The sequence below is a fragment of the Sporosarcina sp. Y352 genome, from assembly GCF_056786535.1.
This window is the reverse complement of the sequence record NZ_JBXCJE010000004.1, coordinates 272,632-289,528: the sequence shown is the minus strand read 5'-3', so window position 1 is coordinate 289,528 and position 16,897 is coordinate 272,632. Positions and strand designations below refer to the sequence as shown.

Annotated in this window: 18 protein-coding genes and 1 riboswitch; of the genes, 13 read left to right on the top strand and 5 right to left on the bottom strand. The window is 42.2% G+C overall.

Annotated elements, in window-relative coordinates; translation table 11 throughout:
• Positions 1 to 49: 49 nt before the first annotated feature.
• Positions 50 to 601 carry a spore coat protein gene (locus tag AC1TO6_RS08975; RefSeq protein ID WP_482101259.1) on the bottom strand — a complete coding sequence of 184 codons (552 nt, stop codon included), beginning with the start codon at positions 599 to 601 and terminating at the stop codon, positions 50 to 52.
• Between the two features lie 195 nt (positions 602 to 796).
• Here AC1TO6_RS08975 and AC1TO6_RS08970 point away from each other — a divergent pair, with 195 nt between their 5' ends.
• Both AC1TO6_RS08970 and AC1TO6_RS08965 read left to right on the top strand, forming a co-directional pair.
• Positions 797 to 1,651: an MBL fold metallo-hydrolase gene (locus AC1TO6_RS08970; RefSeq protein ID WP_482101258.1), complete on the top strand. Its 855-nt coding sequence runs from the start codon at positions 797 to 799 to the stop codon at positions 1,649 to 1,651.
• A gap of 76 nt (positions 1,652 to 1,727) precedes the next feature.
• Positions 1,728 to 2,231 carry a YndM family protein gene (locus AC1TO6_RS08965; RefSeq protein WP_482101257.1) on the top strand — a complete coding sequence of 168 codons (504 nt, stop codon included), beginning with the start codon at positions 1,728 to 1,730 and terminating at the stop codon, positions 2,229 to 2,231.
• An 86-nt stretch (positions 2,232 to 2,317) separates the two neighbouring features.
• On the opposite strand, the gene AC1TO6_RS08960 is transcribed toward AC1TO6_RS08965, so the two are convergent.
• Entirely contained in the window at positions 2,318 to 3,769 is a 1,452-nt protein-coding gene (locus AC1TO6_RS08960; RefSeq protein ID WP_482101256.1) for an SLC13 family permease, read from the bottom strand.
• Positions 3,766 to 4,953 (bottom strand): glycerate kinase family protein, encoded by a 1,188-nt coding sequence (locus AC1TO6_RS08955; RefSeq protein WP_482101255.1) that lies wholly within the window; start codon positions 4,951 to 4,953, stop codon positions 3,766 to 3,768. The genes AC1TO6_RS08960 and AC1TO6_RS08955 overlap by 4 nt, the downstream gene beginning before the upstream one ends.
• A 271-nt stretch (positions 4,954 to 5,224) precedes the next feature.
• A riboswitch (cobalamin riboswitch) is annotated at positions 5,225 to 5,408 on the top strand.
• Positions 5,409 to 5,592: 184 nt separating this feature from the next.
• On the opposite strand from AC1TO6_RS08955, the gene AC1TO6_RS08950 reads away from it, so the two are divergent.
• The 4 genes from AC1TO6_RS08950 (at position 5,593) to AC1TO6_RS08935 (ending at position 9,560) form a co-directional block, all read left to right on the top strand.
• Entirely contained in the window at positions 5,593 to 7,815 is a 2,223-nt protein-coding gene (locus tag AC1TO6_RS08950) for a ribonucleoside-diphosphate reductase subunit alpha (protein ID WP_482101254.1), read from the top strand.
• Entirely contained in the window at positions 7,800 to 8,240 is a 441-nt protein-coding gene (locus tag AC1TO6_RS08945; protein WP_482101253.1) for a flavodoxin, read from the top strand. The genes AC1TO6_RS08950 and AC1TO6_RS08945 overlap by 16 nt, the downstream gene beginning before the upstream one ends.
• Positions 8,195 to 9,256 carry a ribonucleotide-diphosphate reductase subunit beta gene (locus AC1TO6_RS08940; protein WP_482101252.1) on the top strand — a complete coding sequence of 354 codons (1,062 nt, stop codon included), beginning with the start codon at positions 8,195 to 8,197 and terminating at the stop codon, positions 9,254 to 9,256. Before AC1TO6_RS08945 ends, AC1TO6_RS08940 begins: the two co-directional genes overlap by 46 nt.
• Positions 9,257 to 9,398: 142 nt before the next feature.
• Positions 9,399 to 9,560: a hypothetical protein gene (locus AC1TO6_RS08935; RefSeq protein WP_482101251.1), complete on the top strand. Its 162-nt coding sequence runs from the start codon at positions 9,399 to 9,401 to the stop codon at positions 9,558 to 9,560.
• A 374-nt stretch (positions 9,561 to 9,934) separates the two neighbouring features.
• On the opposite strand, the gene AC1TO6_RS08930 is transcribed toward AC1TO6_RS08935, so the two are convergent.
• Positions 9,935 to 10,342 carry a DoxX family protein gene (locus AC1TO6_RS08930; RefSeq protein WP_482101250.1) on the bottom strand — a complete coding sequence of 136 codons (408 nt, stop codon included), beginning with the start codon at positions 10,340 to 10,342 and terminating at the stop codon, positions 9,935 to 9,937.
• Positions 10,343 to 10,375: 33 nt separating this feature from the next.
• The gene (locus AC1TO6_RS08925) at positions 10,376 to 11,020 is read right to left on the bottom strand and encodes an alpha/beta hydrolase (protein ID WP_482101249.1); all 645 of its coding nucleotides are present in this window, start codon (positions 11,018 to 11,020) and stop codon (positions 10,376 to 10,378) included.
• Positions 11,021 to 11,397: 377 nt separating this feature from the next.
• Here AC1TO6_RS08925 and AC1TO6_RS08920 point away from each other — a divergent pair, with 377 nt between their 5' ends.
• The 7 genes from AC1TO6_RS08920 to AC1TO6_RS08890 all read left to right on the top strand — a co-directional run bounded on the left by AC1TO6_RS08920 (position 11,398) and on the right by AC1TO6_RS08890 (position 16,869).
• Positions 11,398 to 11,928: a helix-turn-helix domain-containing protein gene (locus AC1TO6_RS08920; RefSeq protein WP_482101248.1), complete on the top strand. Its 531-nt coding sequence runs from the start codon at positions 11,398 to 11,400 to the stop codon at positions 11,926 to 11,928.
• Positions 11,929 to 12,165: 237 nt separating this feature from the next.
• The gene (gene modA, locus AC1TO6_RS08915; protein ID WP_482101247.1) at positions 12,166 to 12,933 is read left to right on the top strand and encodes a molybdate ABC transporter substrate-binding protein; all 768 of its coding nucleotides are present in this window, start codon (positions 12,166 to 12,168) and stop codon (positions 12,931 to 12,933) included.
• 16 nt (positions 12,934 to 12,949) lie between these two features.
• Complete coding sequence (gene modB / locus AC1TO6_RS08910) at positions 12,950 to 13,660, top strand: molybdate ABC transporter permease subunit (protein ID WP_482101246.1); 711 nt, start codon at positions 12,950 to 12,952, stop codon at positions 13,658 to 13,660.
• Positions 13,653 to 14,279 carry an ATP-binding cassette domain-containing protein gene (locus tag AC1TO6_RS08905; protein ID WP_482101245.1) on the top strand — a complete coding sequence of 209 codons (627 nt, stop codon included), beginning with the start codon at positions 13,653 to 13,655 and terminating at the stop codon, positions 14,277 to 14,279. Before modB ends, AC1TO6_RS08905 begins: the two co-directional genes overlap by 8 nt.
• A gap of 408 nt (positions 14,280 to 14,687) precedes the next feature.
• A complete protein-coding gene (locus AC1TO6_RS08900; RefSeq protein ID WP_482101244.1) occupies positions 14,688 to 15,152 on the top strand; it encodes a GAF domain-containing protein in 465 nt (154 codons plus the stop codon).
• Positions 15,152 to 16,225, top strand: a complete 1,074-nt coding sequence (locus AC1TO6_RS08895) for a sensor histidine kinase (RefSeq protein WP_482101410.1) — start codon at positions 15,152 to 15,154, stop codon at positions 16,223 to 16,225. Before AC1TO6_RS08900 ends, AC1TO6_RS08895 begins: the two co-directional genes overlap by 1 nt.
• Positions 16,222 to 16,869: a response regulator gene (locus AC1TO6_RS08890; RefSeq protein ID WP_482101243.1), complete on the top strand. Its 648-nt coding sequence runs from the start codon at positions 16,222 to 16,224 to the stop codon at positions 16,867 to 16,869. The genes AC1TO6_RS08895 and AC1TO6_RS08890 overlap by 4 nt, the downstream gene beginning before the upstream one ends.
• The last annotated feature ends 28 nt before the right edge of the window (positions 16,870 to 16,897 follow it).

Sequence of the window (16,897 nt, the reverse complement as noted above, 5' to 3'; positions counted from 1 at the left end):
CCTGGCGTTTTTAATTTTGATAGGCAGAGCTTTTATAATCGGGGTACTGTCATTCGGGAATTGGCAAGTACATTGTCGCGATTTCAGAAATTGCTTCTGCAGTCGCCGGCATTAGTGGGTAGTAACCATTTTTAACCATGTACTGCCAAATATCATAAGCATGACGATTACTATTCATGAAAGCATTCTCTAAAAAATGTCTTAAATCAGGATTCGCGCACTCGAGGGTCGCCGCGCCGTAATTTTTGGCTGAGCTTTTTTGATTGAGTAAATAGGCAGCGGCGATTTCCCGGTCGTTGTGGGTTTGAATGGATGTTCTCGGTTGTTCCGGTTGAAGCGGGACGGGTGCTTTTGTGAAATCCTGGAGTGTCGGATTTAAATCATCGGGCCTGAACTTACTGATATCTGGCGTTGTCTCGCTTTGCACAAACTCCACTTTCAAATTATAGTCTTTTACATGTTGCGGAAAGTGACGAGTCAATAGTTCTTTTAGTTCTGGATCTTGGGCCTGGTTAATAAATCCGCTCATACATGTAACAGTGTTGAAGCATCCTAAAATCAATTCACTTAACTCGAATAACTCATGTGATGCCAATTTCATTCTTTTTCCTCCTCGAATCTCATTCTCCGCACGACATTATCCTTTGCAATAAGGGCAAGTATATACGGTTTTTAAAAAAGGGTAATACTAGAAATTGCTTTTATATTAGTAATCCAGAAAATTTACTTTTACTGGTATAAAAAGTGCGGATTGCACCACAATAGGGACGATTCAGAGTAATTAGGAGGCGAAGTTGTGGACAATAATCTATCTTATGGGGCCGATTACAAACTAATCCCAGTAACATCGGTAGAAAGTGGAACTGGAAAAGAGGTCCTTCCGGATTTGTACAGTCATACTGTTCAAATCGTAAATATTAGTTTGGTTGGGCTTCCTGACGCGAATGATTTCGTGTTAGTTGATGCAGGCATGCCCCACTCCGCGAATGAAATCTTCTCTGTTATTGAAGAACGTTTTGGTAAAGATAGTCGACCCAAGGCAATTATTTTAACCCATGGTCATTTTGATCACGTCGGTGCGATTATAGAATTAGTCCAACGCTGGGGTGTGACCGTTTACGCCCATGAATTGGAAATTCCTTTCCTGACGGGTAAAACGAGTTATCCCAAGCCGGATCCGACCGTAGAAGGCGGTATGGTTGCTAAAATGTCGCCCACGTTCCCAGTTGAGCCAATTAACTTAGGGAATCATGTATTGCCATTACCTGAAGACGGTAGTGTTCCTTACATGCCAGGCTTTCGTTGGATTCATACGCCAGGACACTCATTGGGGCATGTGTCACTGTTTAGAGAAGAGGATAGAGCTTTAATTGTAGGTGATGCCTTTGTTACGGTTAAACAGGAATATCTTTATAAAGTGTTAACGCAAGAGCAGGAAATTAGCGGTCCTCCCAGGTATCTGACGACAGATTGGAAAGCCGCCAGGGAATCAGTGGAAAAACTGGAAGGCTTAAAACCTGCTGTTGCAGTAACGGGACACGGGTTACCGATGGCTGGCGACTTGTTGGCGGAAAATTTACGGAAGCTTGTAGAAGAGTTTGACCGTATCGCGATACCTGACTATGGAAAATATGTTGATAAAAATCTTTAGTGACTCAACCTGGCTTACCTTAGAAATAGCCTATAAGTATTGGAATAATTCAATTCAGATTGGAGGTACGTAACTGGTGAAAACGATTACAGCACTGATAATTAAATTTATAATGATTACAGTTGTGTTATGGATTGTTTTGGGGCTTTATGGTGTTTCATTTGGAGATATTATGCTCACAAGTGTTTTAGTGACAGGTGTTTCATTTCTCGGAGACATGTTTATATTGCCCCGTATTAAAAATATAGGTGCCACAATAGCCGATTTTATTTTGGCGCTCGTTATGATCTGGTTGGTGGGTATCTATTTTTACGAACAGCCCATCCAATTAGGCATGGCGGCTTTACTATCCGCGATTATTATTGCTGCGGGGGAATTTGTATTTCATAAATATTTACTAAATCAGGTTCTCATTGATGACAAAGTGGCTCCTGAAAACAATGATATTTCTTACCAAAAAGGTAATATGCAGACTGAATTTGGATCGGAAGTTGATATCAAGAAGCCGGAAGAGGATAAGCCGACAGACAAGAATCATAAGCAAAGACCGAAAAAACGGAGAAAGAAAAATCCTTATTAAAGTGGCTCCTCATGATGAAAACACCAGATTTCCAAAAGGGTCTGGTGTTTTTTTGATTTTATCGAATTGCCTTTGGTGATCTCATCTCACAAAACCATCCCCGTCCACTTCCAAAAAGTAAAGTAGAATACAACGATTGCCACTATATAAAGAGGCATAAGGACGGCACTAATTTTAATCAACTGTTTGGCATCAAGGGAGACATCCCCTTCCTCAAAGAAAAGAAGGAGTGCCTTCGAACTGACGGGAAATGTGACACAGTAATTCATGCCAATCAAACTTAGGAAAACGACTGTAACCGGATTGACTCCGATTGTTTCACTGAATAGTAACAAACCTGGGATAAATACGACTGCGCGTGTCGTGTGAGAAGTGATGTATAAATGGCTCGTAGTCGTTACGATGGCGATAATCAAGACAATAATCCATTCATTCGCATGCCCTACTTGCCCAAGAACACCAATCAATTCATTTTCAATCCAGGCGACCGCGCCTGTATCAACAAGCACTTTGCCAAGCGCAGTTGCTGCAGCAACGAATATAACCAAATTCCAAGAAACGGATTTCATCCCGTTCTTCCAACTGATGACGCCAAATGTCGGAAGCATTATTAAAACAGCACCGATCATCGTGACAAACGCAATATCATAGCCGTGGATGCTTTCAGTCAACCAACCGGAAATGAGAAGCGTAATAAGAATGACAGTTTTTTTCTCTTTTGCATTCAACGGTTTTTTTGCAATGGTTGTTTCTTCTGTAAATGTATTTTCCATATGCCCCGGAACATTTTTCGGCCACATCATCCATTTAATAATGACTGCCGTGAAAAAAGTGACTATAACTGCAAACGGCACTCCCCATATGAACCATTGGATGTAGGAAATGGATTGGCTCGACGTGCTTTCAAGCAAGCCGATACCGATCAGATGCGATCCAGCGCCAATTAAAGTGGCGGATGTGCTCATCAATATAATGACAGGCGCAAGCACCGCCAACATACTCTGTTCCTTACTGGAAAACTTTTGACCCAGTTGCTTTATGATTGGCATGGATAAGGCTGCTCGACCTGATGTCGACGGTATGAAAAACGCGGATGCAAATAAAACAGAAGTCACCCCTAAAAGAACAGAGTTTTTATTGTTCGATTTTCTTAGGATTGACCGGGTTAATCTGTCCGCCAATCCCGATTGTTTAACTGCTTCTCCAATGATGAACGAGCCAACCATCAGCCATACGACTTCCTCTGCGAGTGAATGATACAGTAATTCCTGGCTTCCAGCCTTCATCAACACAATGAAAACAAGCAGGGAGATGGCAACAAAACCCGCGGGGATTTTAGTGCAGATCCATAAAATCATCGCTGAAAAAAAGGCGAATAAGGAGATCTTTGCATCATAATTCAAATCCTTAATTAAGACGATTGTCAGTAAGAAGAGAACTTGGACACAAATAATAGTTCGTGTTTTCTTGGAGAATCGGTTGATTAGCCAAGCGAACTGATGTTGTTTATGTGCATGTTTTTCCGCTCTCGTAATCATCTATATAAAACTCCTTTTAGGGAATTCCTTTTTTTGGCGATTGCGAGACCAATGGCAACTTGCCTCAAGGCAGCCTCCGTACTGTATTCAATCCATTTTGGTGCTTTGAGAATGGCGTTCTCCAATGATGTCGGCTTTGGAATGATGCTTGAATATGCATCGATACCTGCATCGTAATTCAGTTCAGCCCCTTTTCCAATCGTACCGGTGATTGCAATGACTGGGATATTATTCATTTTCGCAATCCGTGCAACTTCGGATGGAATTTTTCCGTTTGGTGTCTGAAAATCCAGGCTACCTTCAGCCGTAAAGACAATATCCGCGTGTGCAATTTTTTCCTCGATGTTTATATAATCCTTGATGATGTCAAACCTCGGATGTAGGGTGGCGCCGGCAAAAGCGACGAGACCCGCTCCTAACCCACCTGATGCACCACCGCCAGGTAAAGACCTGACATCCAACATCATCGTTTTTTTGATTAAAGAAGCATAATGGTCCAGCGCAACGGATAATTGTTCAACCTGTTCCGGAGATGCACCTTTTTGGGGGCCGAATACACGAGCGACCCCTTGATCTCCACACAAAAGATTCTGCCAGTTACATGCCACATCTATAGTAATACCGGACAGTCGTTTATCAAGGTGGGTCGTATCGATATACTCAGCTTTTACTAAATCAACTGCGCCGCAAATTTTCACCGGATTATCATTTTCATCTAAAAATTGCACGCCAAGAGCTTGGGCCAATCCGGCACCGCCATCGGAAGTACCCGAATCACCACATCCAATTAGGATTTGGTCAACCCCAAAGTCTAGCGCAGAAAGAATCAGCTCCCCAACACCATATGTAGTTGTTTGTAACGGATCCCTTCGATCACGTGGTACTAACTTCAATCCGGCAACCGCTGCCATTTCAATTACAGCTGTCCTCTTACCGTTCTCAACAAAAATTCCGAAATGGCTTACGATTTTTTCACCAATTGGACCGGTCACTTCACGATATATGATTTCTCCATCTTTCAAGCGTACAATGGTTTTTGCAAAACCTTCTCCGCCATCAATCATCGGCACAACCTCGACATCAACGTCCCGATTAAAACGCTTTGCACCCCGCTCCATCGCGGAAGCAACTTCTTCTGCATCCAAACATTCTTTAAATCCCGACGGTACCATAACAATCTTCATTTCATATTCCTCCTCGAAAGTCTTTGTTAATTAGTAATCTACCAACATAGAACGAGAATGCTCTGTGAGGATAGTTAGAAAACGATGAGAGAATCTGAGATTGATTTTTCAATTATTAAAAAGTCCTAATCAGTTCCATTACCAAAAAACGTTACACATTATAAAACTGAACAAACGAAGTAACGACCGGGAAATCATCAAACTGTTCTTTGCCTATTGAATTTTAAAACACAACATGTTAGGGTGTAATAAGAGTTCGAGACACTACATATAGTATTTAACGATGGAATGGTACCGATATCGGTTTAAAAGGGAATCCGGAAAATCCGGAGCTGTCCCCGCAACTGTAAGCGCAGACGACCGCCGAAAGAGCCACTGTGGAGAAATTACATGGGAAGGCTGGGCAGGGAGAGTGAAGCGTGAGCCAGGAGACCTGCCTTCCATCGTCAAGCGACACTTTCTTCGGGGGTTGAGAGGTGGAAGCGAACGGGATACCGTCCGTCTACCTTCTATACTCGGAGATTAGTAGCGTGTGGTCCCATTCTGTTTCCTATAAAAAACCCATGAGCGATGGCTCTACCGAAAAGGTGGAGCTATCGTTTTTTTGTGTCTATACAATCATGAAAGGAGACAATAATGATGACAACTAAAGTGATGAGAACCGATATGGACAGGCTACTTGATGAGTTACAAAATGAGTTTGGAAGAGAGGAATTATGGCCATTGCTTATCGCAAGTGAGCGATGGTACCTGAAATACCCTGAGGGGGCTGCATCAGAATGGGCCAAGGCAATGACGTTAGAATCACTGAGCAATATGGACGAGGCATCGTCGTATTGGACGTTCGTAGCTGCACGAATTCATCTGCGTGATGTCTACAACCGTCAGGAACTGCGACGGGGGGCAAAGGTCTACACAGACTTCGCAGGACATGTTGCCCGGCTTGTCGATAAAGGGTTATATACTTCTACGTTAACGCAGAAATATTCAAAAGAAGATCTCATCATTCTGGGTAATCTCATTGAACCGGAACGGGATAAATTATTTACATATATCGGATTAAAAACGCTTATGGACCGATATGCGGCTGTTGATTTTAATAAACAATCAGTTGAACTTCCCCAGGAGCGTTGGCTTATTATTGCGATGACACTGATGCAGGATGAGATGGAGAACCGGCTCGAAAAAGTTGCTGAATCGTATTGGGCTATGAGCAATTTGTATATGACAGTTGCCACACCGACATTGTCGAATGCCGGTAAACCACATGGTCAATTATCGAGTTGTTTCATCGATTCAGTCGATGATTCTTTGCAAGGTATCTACGACAGTAATACGGACATTGCTAACTTGTCTAAATATGGCGGTGGCATCGGTGTATATATGGGGAAGGTTCGGAGTCGCGGTTCTTCTATCCGCGGATTTAAAGGTGCTTCGAGCGGTGTACTTCCATGGATTAAACAGTTGAACAACACAGCCGTTAGCGTAGATCAATTGGGTCAACGGCAAGGTGCTATCGCTGTCTATCTCGATGTTTGGCACAAAGACATCTTCACGTTCCTAGATCTTAAACTAAATAATGGGGATGAACGGTTGCGTGCGCATGATATTTTCACGGGTGTCTGTCTCCCTGATATCTATATGGAACAAGTCGATGCGCGGGGAGAGTGGCATCTGTTCGATCCGCATGAAGTTCGAACAATCATGGGGTATTCCCTTGAGGACTTCTACGACGAAAAAAGAGGTACAGGCTCATTCCGTGAGAAATACGAAGAGTGCGTCAATCATCCTGAACTGAGCCGAGAAATCGTACCGGCCATCGATCTTATGAAACGAATTATGCGCAGTCAATTGGAAACAGGAACGCCGTACATGTTTTACCGTGATGAAGTAAACCGCGCGAATGCGAACAAGCATGAAGGCATGATTTATTCGTCGAATCTATGCACAGAGATTACTCAAAATATGAGCCCAACTCAATTTGAGTCTGTCACGCTCGAAGAAGATATCGTTGTTACACGTTCCAAACCGGGCGATTTCGTCGTATGTAACTTATCGTCCATCAACCTTGGACGAGCGGTTCCGGCGAGCGTTTTGGAAAGACTCATTACAATCCAAGTACGCATGCTTGATAACGTCATCGATCTTAACAAAATACCAGTCGTCCAAGCACAGCGAACGAACGCGCGTTACCGTGGAATCGGTCTCGGTACATTTGGCTGGCATCATTTACTTGCCCTGCAAAACATTCAATGGGAATCAAACGAAGCTGTGGATTACGCAGATAAACTATATGAGAAAATCGCCTTTTTGACGATAAAAGCTTCGATGGAACTGGCTACAGAAAAGGGATCCTACCCGTTATATGAGGGGTCGGACTGGCAGTCAGGAGGCTATTTCGAAAATAAGAAATACGATACGAAGGAATGGCGCGAACTCCGCATTGATGTTGCAACAAATGGTATGCGAAATGGTTACTTGATGGCAATTGCGCCAAATAGCTCGACGTCCATCATTGCCGGATCAACTGCTTCAATCGATCCCGTATTCAAACCGTTTTATCATGAGGAAAAGAAAGATTATAAGCTGCCAGTTGTAGCACCTGACCTTAACCACAATACGTACGATGTGTACCGCCGCTCCGCGTATATCGTTGATCAGCGCTGGTCAATCAAACAAAACGCCGCAAGACAGCGCCATATTGACCAAGCAATTTCTTTCAACATTTATGTTCCAAATACAATCCGTGCGTCTGTTCTTCTCGAACTTCATTTACAGGCTTGGAAGTCTGGCATGAAAACAACGTATTATACGCGTTCAACAGCGACGGATATCGAAGAGTGTGAATGGTGTCATTCTTAATCGTTTACGCTACGTGGAGCGGGAATACACAGGAAGTCGCCGAATTAATCCAGGAAACGCTGGCCACTGAAAATCTCGAAGTGACAATGCATCGAATCGGTGGGGGAGTCATTCCGAACCCCAGTGATTTTGATGCGATGCTCCTCGGATCATTCACGTGGGAACAGGGCGCAACGCCTAACGAAGTAAAAGACTTTGTAGCTGACGTGGGTTATAAACCCGATAATGTCTATGTCTTTGGAACGGGTGATACCCAATTCGGCGGCGATGCACTATTTTGCCATGCGGCAGTAAAGTTGGCACGATTTTATGGATCTACATTTAACCCCCTCAAAATCGAGCAAAGTCCGCGCGGTGTACAAGAGGAAAAAGTAATTGAATGGTCGAAGGGAGTCCTGGAACATTGGAAAAACTTAAACGGGTAAAGGTATTGGAACCAATGCATCCCAATAAATCAACAGCTATTTTCGGTGGAAAAGCAAGCGGTATCCTCAACTGGAATGACCTTGCACATCCCCATTTCTATACATTAAGGCAACAAATTCGTTCGCTATTCTGGACGGCGAATGAAGTCGATTTGACGCAAGACGTAAAGCAGTTTTCGACACTGACAAAGCCGGAACAAGATGCATTTCTCAAAATCATTGGCTTACTTGCGACACTTGACGGTCCGCAGACGACAATCGCTTTGAAAATGGCGGATTTCACAACCGATCCTTCTGTCAAATCAATCATGGCGACAATTGCCGATCAGGAAAGTGAACACAATCATTCGTACGCTTACGTATTGTCCTCAGTGACTACGTTAAATAAACAGATGGCTTCATTTGAAATGGGCCGCTCAGACGAAGTATTATTGAAGCGCAATGAGCGCATCGTCGAAGTATACAACGATTTCGCAGAGCATCCGACGATTGAATCGGCATTGAAAGCAATGGTCTATACGACATTACTTGAAGGGTTGTTTTTTTACAGTGGATTCGCATTCTTCTACAATCTCGCGCGCAATCAAAAAATGGTTGGCACATCGACAATGATTTCATACATCAATCGTGATGAACTGCAGCATGGTAAAGCCATCAGCGACATATTTCGTGCGGCACTTGCGGAGAACCCAGTACAAAATACAGATGAATTCACGGCGTGGATTTACGACCAGTTCAAGCACTCAGTCGAGCAGGAAGTTATTTGGAGTCGTTACGTTTTAGTAGACATCGAAGGGATTGACCTTGTAGAAATGGAAGGGTATGTGAAATACCGGGCAAACAAAATGCTACGTATGCTTGGTCTCAGTGAAATCTATCCTGACTTCACCGATAATCCGATGAAGTGGATTCGGGCATATGTCGATAGTTTTGACGACACCAAAACAGACTTCTTTGAACAAACTTCACGACAATACGTTAAAACCAGTGATTTGAATGGGTTTGATGATTTGTAATTAAACAAGGTAGGTGTCTATTGATTAACCATTAACTAGCTTAAAACACCGGCGAGTAGGGCTTGAAAACCGCCATTTTCAGTGGATTATTTCCGGCCCGCTTTCGGCGAATTAATCACACCATTTTTACCGGGGGACAAGTGTGGCTAGAATTGACTCCGTCACTTCTAGCCACACTTTTTTCGGTTATCCTGTTGTGATTAATCGCCTGTCGCGCACCTACAATATTCAAGTGAAAAATGCAGTTGCTTTGGAAGAAAAAAATAGACAACTATCTATAAAAAGTGTAAGTGCCCGAAGATGAAATTTCGGGCACTCTAGCACGTTACACATTGTATTCTCTGCTTTGCATAATAAGATAGTGGCACTTTCTTAAAATACAAATAGGGATACGATAATAGAAGGCTCAAGCGGTCAAAATTGTATCTTTGACCGCTACTCTCCAGGTAAGAAGCGAGCTATTCTTTCGTCCCAAAAAGCTTCAGCACTGTCTTGTACTGTGTCTTTGGAGAGCGACGGATGAACAAATACCATAAGATTACCGAAAAAATAAGTAGGGATGCGACGAAGTCGCATCCCTACTTACTTAAGACATTTCGATAATGGTATAGAAGTTGTTTAATTCAAAGCAAACCAAAAACAACTATACACGTAGTGCCCAGTATGTGATCAAGTAACTTATTTCTCCGTTTTTTTATTAAATACAGCTTCATCCACTGACCAAAGCTTGCTTCCGTTTACAGCTAAAAATATCGCAATTACTAAAAATGCAAGGTCGAGTTCGTAGCCAGCCATTTCCGGAGTACCTAAGAATCCAATGGCGAGTTTAGATTTCAGTATTGCTCCAACCATGATTAAAGCGAGCAGTGCAGAAACAATTCTTGTTCCAAGTCCTAAAATGAGTGCAGCACCACCTACCAATTCAACCGAAGCAACAACATACGCTAAAAATCCTGGAATGCCGATACTATCAAACCAACCAACAGTATTTTCGATTCCACCTTGGAATTTAACAAATCCGTGTACAAAGAAGCTTATTCCCAAAACAATTCTTAGCAAAAATGTAGTTAAACTTAATTTATTCATCTTTATTTCCCCCTAATTTTTCTTTTCTTTTCTTTATTTATTGGATATATTATTGAACCATGCCGTGAAATCATTGAAGTTTTCGTTGGAAACTGTATGACCTTCTGAATATTTGCTGAATGTTGAAGTGGCTCCATTTTGACTGTAAAATGCTTCGGCATCAACGCCCCATTCAAACGGTAGAACTTGATCATGCTCGCCGTGAGAGATGAATGCTGAGACTCCATCAAGTGATTGAATGTCATACTCTTCTTTTACGAAAGCAGGAATATAACCGCTAAGCGCAATAATTCCTTTTATACGGTTTCCAAGCTTCAATCCAAGAGTCATGGACAAGATTGCACCTTGACTGAAGCCCATGAAAAAGACCTCACGTGCATCGATTGGGTAGTTTTCTACCGCGTATTCGATGAAGTTTTCAAGTTTATTTACAGCACCGTCAAATGCGTCTCTATGTGGATTCCCGAATCCTTGAATAGTGAAAAATGCATTACCTGGCGGCTGTTGGAGAGGACCCCTTATACTAAAAACAAACAGGTCATTTTCTATCCCGGAAACGAGAGGCATCATATTTTTTTCATTACTTCCCATACCGTGCAATAAGAAAATGACTGGATATTTCTTTCCATGTTCAATATTCTCAGGGGTACGAAGCTGATAAATTAGCTGATTTTCCATATTATCAAACCCTCCATTTTATATTCTCTTGAAAATAATATATTCATATAAGTGAACATAGAATTTAAAAAAATAGTTAACTTCGCTTTTCAATTGACTTCCGACGGTAAAACGATTTATTGCTATTTGTTTTGTACCGGAATATCTATTGACTATTTAACCGTGCGAGCAACATCACGCATACATCGTTCAATCGTTTCATCGTCTTTTACCACTACCAAAGTTAAGCGTGTTGCCAGAACCTATTTCTCCCTTCACCAACAAAAGTATTCTTGTATGGATATTTGTATTTTATAACATAACACCGTTTCACGGAAAACGTCAACAAATTTGTGTTACTATTAGAAATATAAATCAATAATTTTGGAGGGATGGACGTGGAAATTGGCTCGAAAATACGAGATATACGTAAGCGGAAGAAAATAACAATCGCGCAAATGAGCGAACAAATTGACCTGTCAAAAGGGTTTATCAGTAATATTGAAAACGATAATACCTCGCCCTCCCTTAACACTTTGCAAGCAATTGCGAACTACTTAGAAGTACCGCTGCCCTATTTACTACTTGAAAAAAAGCAACATATGAAAGTGGTAAGAAAAACAGATCGAGTGTATACAACTTTTAACGACATAAAGATAGAACATCTTACTTCCCAAAGCGGTTTGCGGATGATGCACGTTGAACTACCGCCAGGTGCATCGACCGGTGAAGCGATTGCCCACGAAGGTGAAGAGAGTCATGTCGTCCTCAAGGGCACTGTACTGGCTGAACAAGGCGAAGACTCGGTTATTGCAAAAGAGGGTGACTCATTCAGCTGGAATGCTAGTGTGCCCCATTTTGTTAAAAATATAGGTAAAAAAGAGGCCGTCCTGCTGATTGCTGTTTATTCCGAGGATAATAATTTATAAGATAAAATGAGGGCTGTCCTAGGTTTGTACTATGGAAAGCTCTTTTCGCATTGATGTAAAAAGTGACATATGAATATGTCCATCTCGATAGCAACAATTCATTCGGTCGTGTCCGAGCTACACTGTAATTTAACATCATAGAAGCGTGATTGATTAAAGTAATGAACCTCCCACGACTGAAGTCACGGGTGTTCTTGGCTTAATCATAAAAATAGATATGAAAGGATCTGGGACAGTATGAAACGTCTTACATTCCTAATTACAATGCTACTAACACTCATCCTTGGTTCGTGCTCCAACTCAGATGCCAGTACGAAAACGGAAATACTTGTGGCTGCCGCTTCAAGCATGACACCTGCGTTAACGGATATTGCCTCCAAATTCGAAGAGACCAATAAAGATATTAAAGTTACGTTTACTTTTGGATCTTCGGGAAAACTTGCCCAGCAGATAAAAGGCGGTGCGCCTGTCGACGTTTACATTTCTGCGAACAGTACAGACATGGATATGCTTGAGAAAGCAGATAAAATTGAACCAAACACGCGTGCAACAATCACAAAAAATACGTTGGTTGTCATTCAGCAAAAAGGTGGTGTGCATTCACTGTTGAATGCGGGGAATCCGTTAATGACTGAAGAGACCCACTTTGCTATAGGTAACCCGGATACAGTCCCAGCTGGAATCTATGCAAAGGAAGCGCTTGTGGAAATGGGAGAATGGGAAGGACTTGAACCAACTTTAGTCTTTGGCAAAGACGTACGCCAAGTACTAACGTTTGTCGAAACAGGAAACGCCGAGAGGGGCATTGTCTTTACAAGTGACGCCAAGTCGTCTGATAGAGTAGAAGTTATCTTGGAAATTAATCCGGAATTGCATTCTTCTGCTGATTACCCGGGCGCAATTGTGGCGTCTACAGAACAGCCGGAAGCTGCACATGCCTTTCTCGACTACATGAAGACACAGAAGGTCCAAGAGGTCCTGACTGACTACGGATTTACAAACTAAAAGGGGGACAATGCCAATGGAAGACATCAGTTACGGGCCACTCATACTCTCTATCAAAGTCGCGGCCATCGCAACAATCATCGTCTTTCTCGTGGGTACGTTCCTCGCACACACATTTGCCAAGAAAAACTTCTTTGGAAAGACCATCATTGAAGCATTCTTCCTATTGCCACTTGTATTACCGCCGACTGTCGTTGGATTCGGACTTCTAATCCTTTTCGGTAAAGAGCAGCTTCTAGGGAAATGGTTGTATGAATACGCAAATATACAAATTGTTTTCTCGTGGATAGGGGCCGTTATTGCTTCAACTATTGTCGCATTTCCACTCATGTATCAAAGTGCATCGGCCGCATTTAAACAAGTCGATGGGAAACTAGAAGCCGCAGCTCATACACTAGGTGCTTCGAAATGGCGCGTTTTTCGAACGATTACGTTTCCACTAGCATGGCCAGGTTTGCTAGCGGGGGTCGTTTTAACGTTTGCCCGAGCGCTTGGTGAGTTTGGGGCAACACTTATGATAGCGGGTTATATTCCAGGACTGACAGACACCATCCCAATGGCAATCTACTTTGCGGTTGAAGCTGGGGACATGAATACGGCGACATTTTGGGTAATTATCATCATCACACTAGGGTTTAGCGCAATACTTTGGCTAAGCTGGTGGTCGAACCGCAATTTACGCCGCTTCACTTTGAAAAGGAAAGGGAGGACTTCTCGAAATGCTTGACGCACATCTCGTCAAAAAACTGCCCGATTTTACAATTAATGTAGAACTTAAAACCGCTAAAGGCGAAGTGGGTGTTTTATTTGGACCATCGGGTTCTGGAAAAACGACTTGTCTCGATATGATTGCAGGTCTCGTTCATCCCGATTCGGGTTATATTCGTATGAGGGATATCACTTATTTTTCAGCAGCTGAAAAGTCTCGCCGAACTGAAAAACGCAACGTCGGATATGTCATGCAGGACTATGCTTTATTCCCTCATATGACGACAGAGAAGAATGTTCAATACGGCATGAAGTCTACGGGGAAAACCGAAAAAGCAATACTGCTTCTTGAACGATTCGGAATCCATCATCTACGTAACGCGTACCCTCATGAAATGTCTGGCGGCGAGAAACAACGAACCGCAATCGCCCGGGCACTTGCGACGGAACCTGATATCCTTCTTCTGGATGAACCACTGTCTGCCCTTGACGATAAGGCGCGTCATGACGCACTTAAAGTCATTACAGATATACAAGGTGATTTGAATATCCCAATTATTATGGTGACGCATAATTTGATGGAGGCAGAGAAAGTCGCAACGCATATATATCGATTCGAAAAAGGTCGCTTAATCTAGTCCGCTATGGACAGAGTAAGCGGCTTTTATTTGAAGATAGAAACAAAAGCTAGCTCCAGGCGCTTTAACCTTTTCTTTTATGAGGGTATTCCCCACATGGCGCTACTCGCCAATCACGACGAATATCGAACGGCGGGTTCCGTTCAGAACATTAACGGAAAGGCAGCATTTCTATATTGACCATGAGTTATTCCTGAATTACGGGAAAGGTCTGCCTGTTTTCAAACCGGCACTGCCGCCCACGTACGCAGGGTAAGAAGAGTCAAATGGCTCTTCCAAGACCGACGGGTGAAAATTTGTACCGTTGAATTATGTAGGAAGAAGCTATATCCTGTATAGAAGGAACCATGAAAACTAATGAACGAAAAAAGGCAGTTTTGCCTTTTTTCTATATAGGGAGAAATAGGAATGGATGAACCATTAAGATTTAATTACCAGCAAGAAATAGAGCGGTTACAATCATTTTTCGGTTTCGACTTTGTCGCTCTTGCACTAGTTGAGACAGCGGAAATGCGTTTCGCCCATAAATGGAAATACGTAACAGGCAATCACAGCAGCCGCTATAGACGTATCACTTTGCAAACAGGAAAAGGTGTTGCTGGGCATGTTTTTAAATCAGGAAAACCACTTTTTGTTCACGATGTAGACGTGGAACTTGATTCAATGGATCTGTTTAACTATCCGCTTATTGTTTCAGAAGACATAAAAAGTTTCGGAGCAATACCTCTTTATAAATACAATCGCGTCAATGGTGTGTTACTTGTAGCTTATCGAGAGAAAAAAAAGATGACTGCGGAAGAATTTTTAGAATTTATAAATCATGTCGGTCTGAGATTCGGTCCGTACTATAATGAGGAGATGGTAAAACAGTGATGCGTTTCGGGAGTTTTCAGTTGACAGACTTGTTAATGAAAATGTACGACAATTCAGCTGAGGCCATCTTCTTTTTTGACTCGGCTGGAAAAATAATTGACATGAATAATGCAGCCGAACTTATTATAGGTGCGGAAGTACTGGATGAAATGATTGCGGGAGATGTAAAAGCAATCTGTATGTCTTGTAAAGGGTATACGAGTGAATCGGAACTTCAGACATGCCTATCTTGCTATTTGGTAAGTCCACAAAATGATTTCAGCTCATTTCAAGTTTACCTGGATACACAAGGCAAAGGGATAATTCCGTACACGGCTAGTTACCAGACCATTGATGAAGAAAATGGGATCCGTGTCTTTATGTTGAGAAATCTGACGAAGCAGTACAAGACGCAAGAAACACTTAACCAGAAAACCATGACGAAAAATATAATTAAAGCACAAGAAGATGAGCGCAAGAGGTTGTCGAGAGAATTACATGATAGTGTAGCTCAGGAAATGTTAAGTTCCCTTGTTGATTTGCGTGTATTGAAGTACATGAATGTCGATACCGAGGTACTCAAAAAGATTCAACAAACGGAAGGTTCATTGATGCGTTTACTGGATGAAATTCGCCACTTGTCCGTTGAGTTACGACCAGCTACTTTAGATGACCTTGGCCTTGAAGCTGCTTTTAGGACACATTTTAAATGGGTTGAGAAAAATTATGGTCTAATCGTACATTTTACTGCTGAACTTGAGGCAAAAAGATATAATGGCGAAATCGAGACAGTTGTCTATCGGATTTGTCAGGAGTCTGTTCTTAATGCGCTTAAGTATGCAGAAACAGACGAAGTTTTCGTTAGGTTGTTTGAATCTTCAGGACATCTCGAATTGAATGTGTATGATAAAGGAGCAGGGTTTGACAGAAATAAAGTCAACCCAATTGGTACGGGTCTTGGCCTTTATGGAATGAAAGAACGCGCAGAACTAGTGAATGGCCAATTCGTTATTCAATCGAATATTGGCAAAGGTACTTCAGTTCGTTTGGAAATCCCACTTATCGCAACTGAGGAAGAGGTGGAAAGCAAATGAAAATAATTATTGCAGATGACCACGCCGTCGTTCGTAGTGGATTTATGCATATCCTGAATTATCAAAGTGATATGGAAGTCGTTGCCACTGCCGCAGACGGTCTAGAAGCGTATGCATTAGTCGCAAAGCACCGACCAGATGTATTGTTGCTGGATTTAAGCATGCCTCCTGGAGAGAGCGGACTAATTGCCACCGGTAAAATTAACGAAGATTTTCCAGAAACAAAAATTCTGATTTTGACAATGCATGATGATGAAGAGTATTTATTTCATGTGTTGAAAAATGGGGCATCGGGCTTTGTTCTAAAAAATGCGCCCGATGGTGAGTTGCTTGCCGCGATACGTACAGTTTACGCGGGGGATACGTTTATTCATCCTGCTATGGCCACTTCACTTGTCCGTGAGTTTGTTAAACATGGCACGGAAGTGGTAGAAGATGATCCCTTTAAGATTTTAACAAAACGTGAAATTGAGGTTCTCCCGCTTGCAGCGAAAGGTTTTGGAAATAAAGAAATTGCGGAGAAACTATATATTTCTGTTAAGACTGTTGAAGCACATAAAGCTAGAATAATGGAAAAACTTCAGTTGAAAAGCAGACCTGAGCTCGTTGAATATGCGCTACGTAAAAAACTATTAAATTTTTAGTAGAAAGGCGTGTTTCAAATTGCTGAGG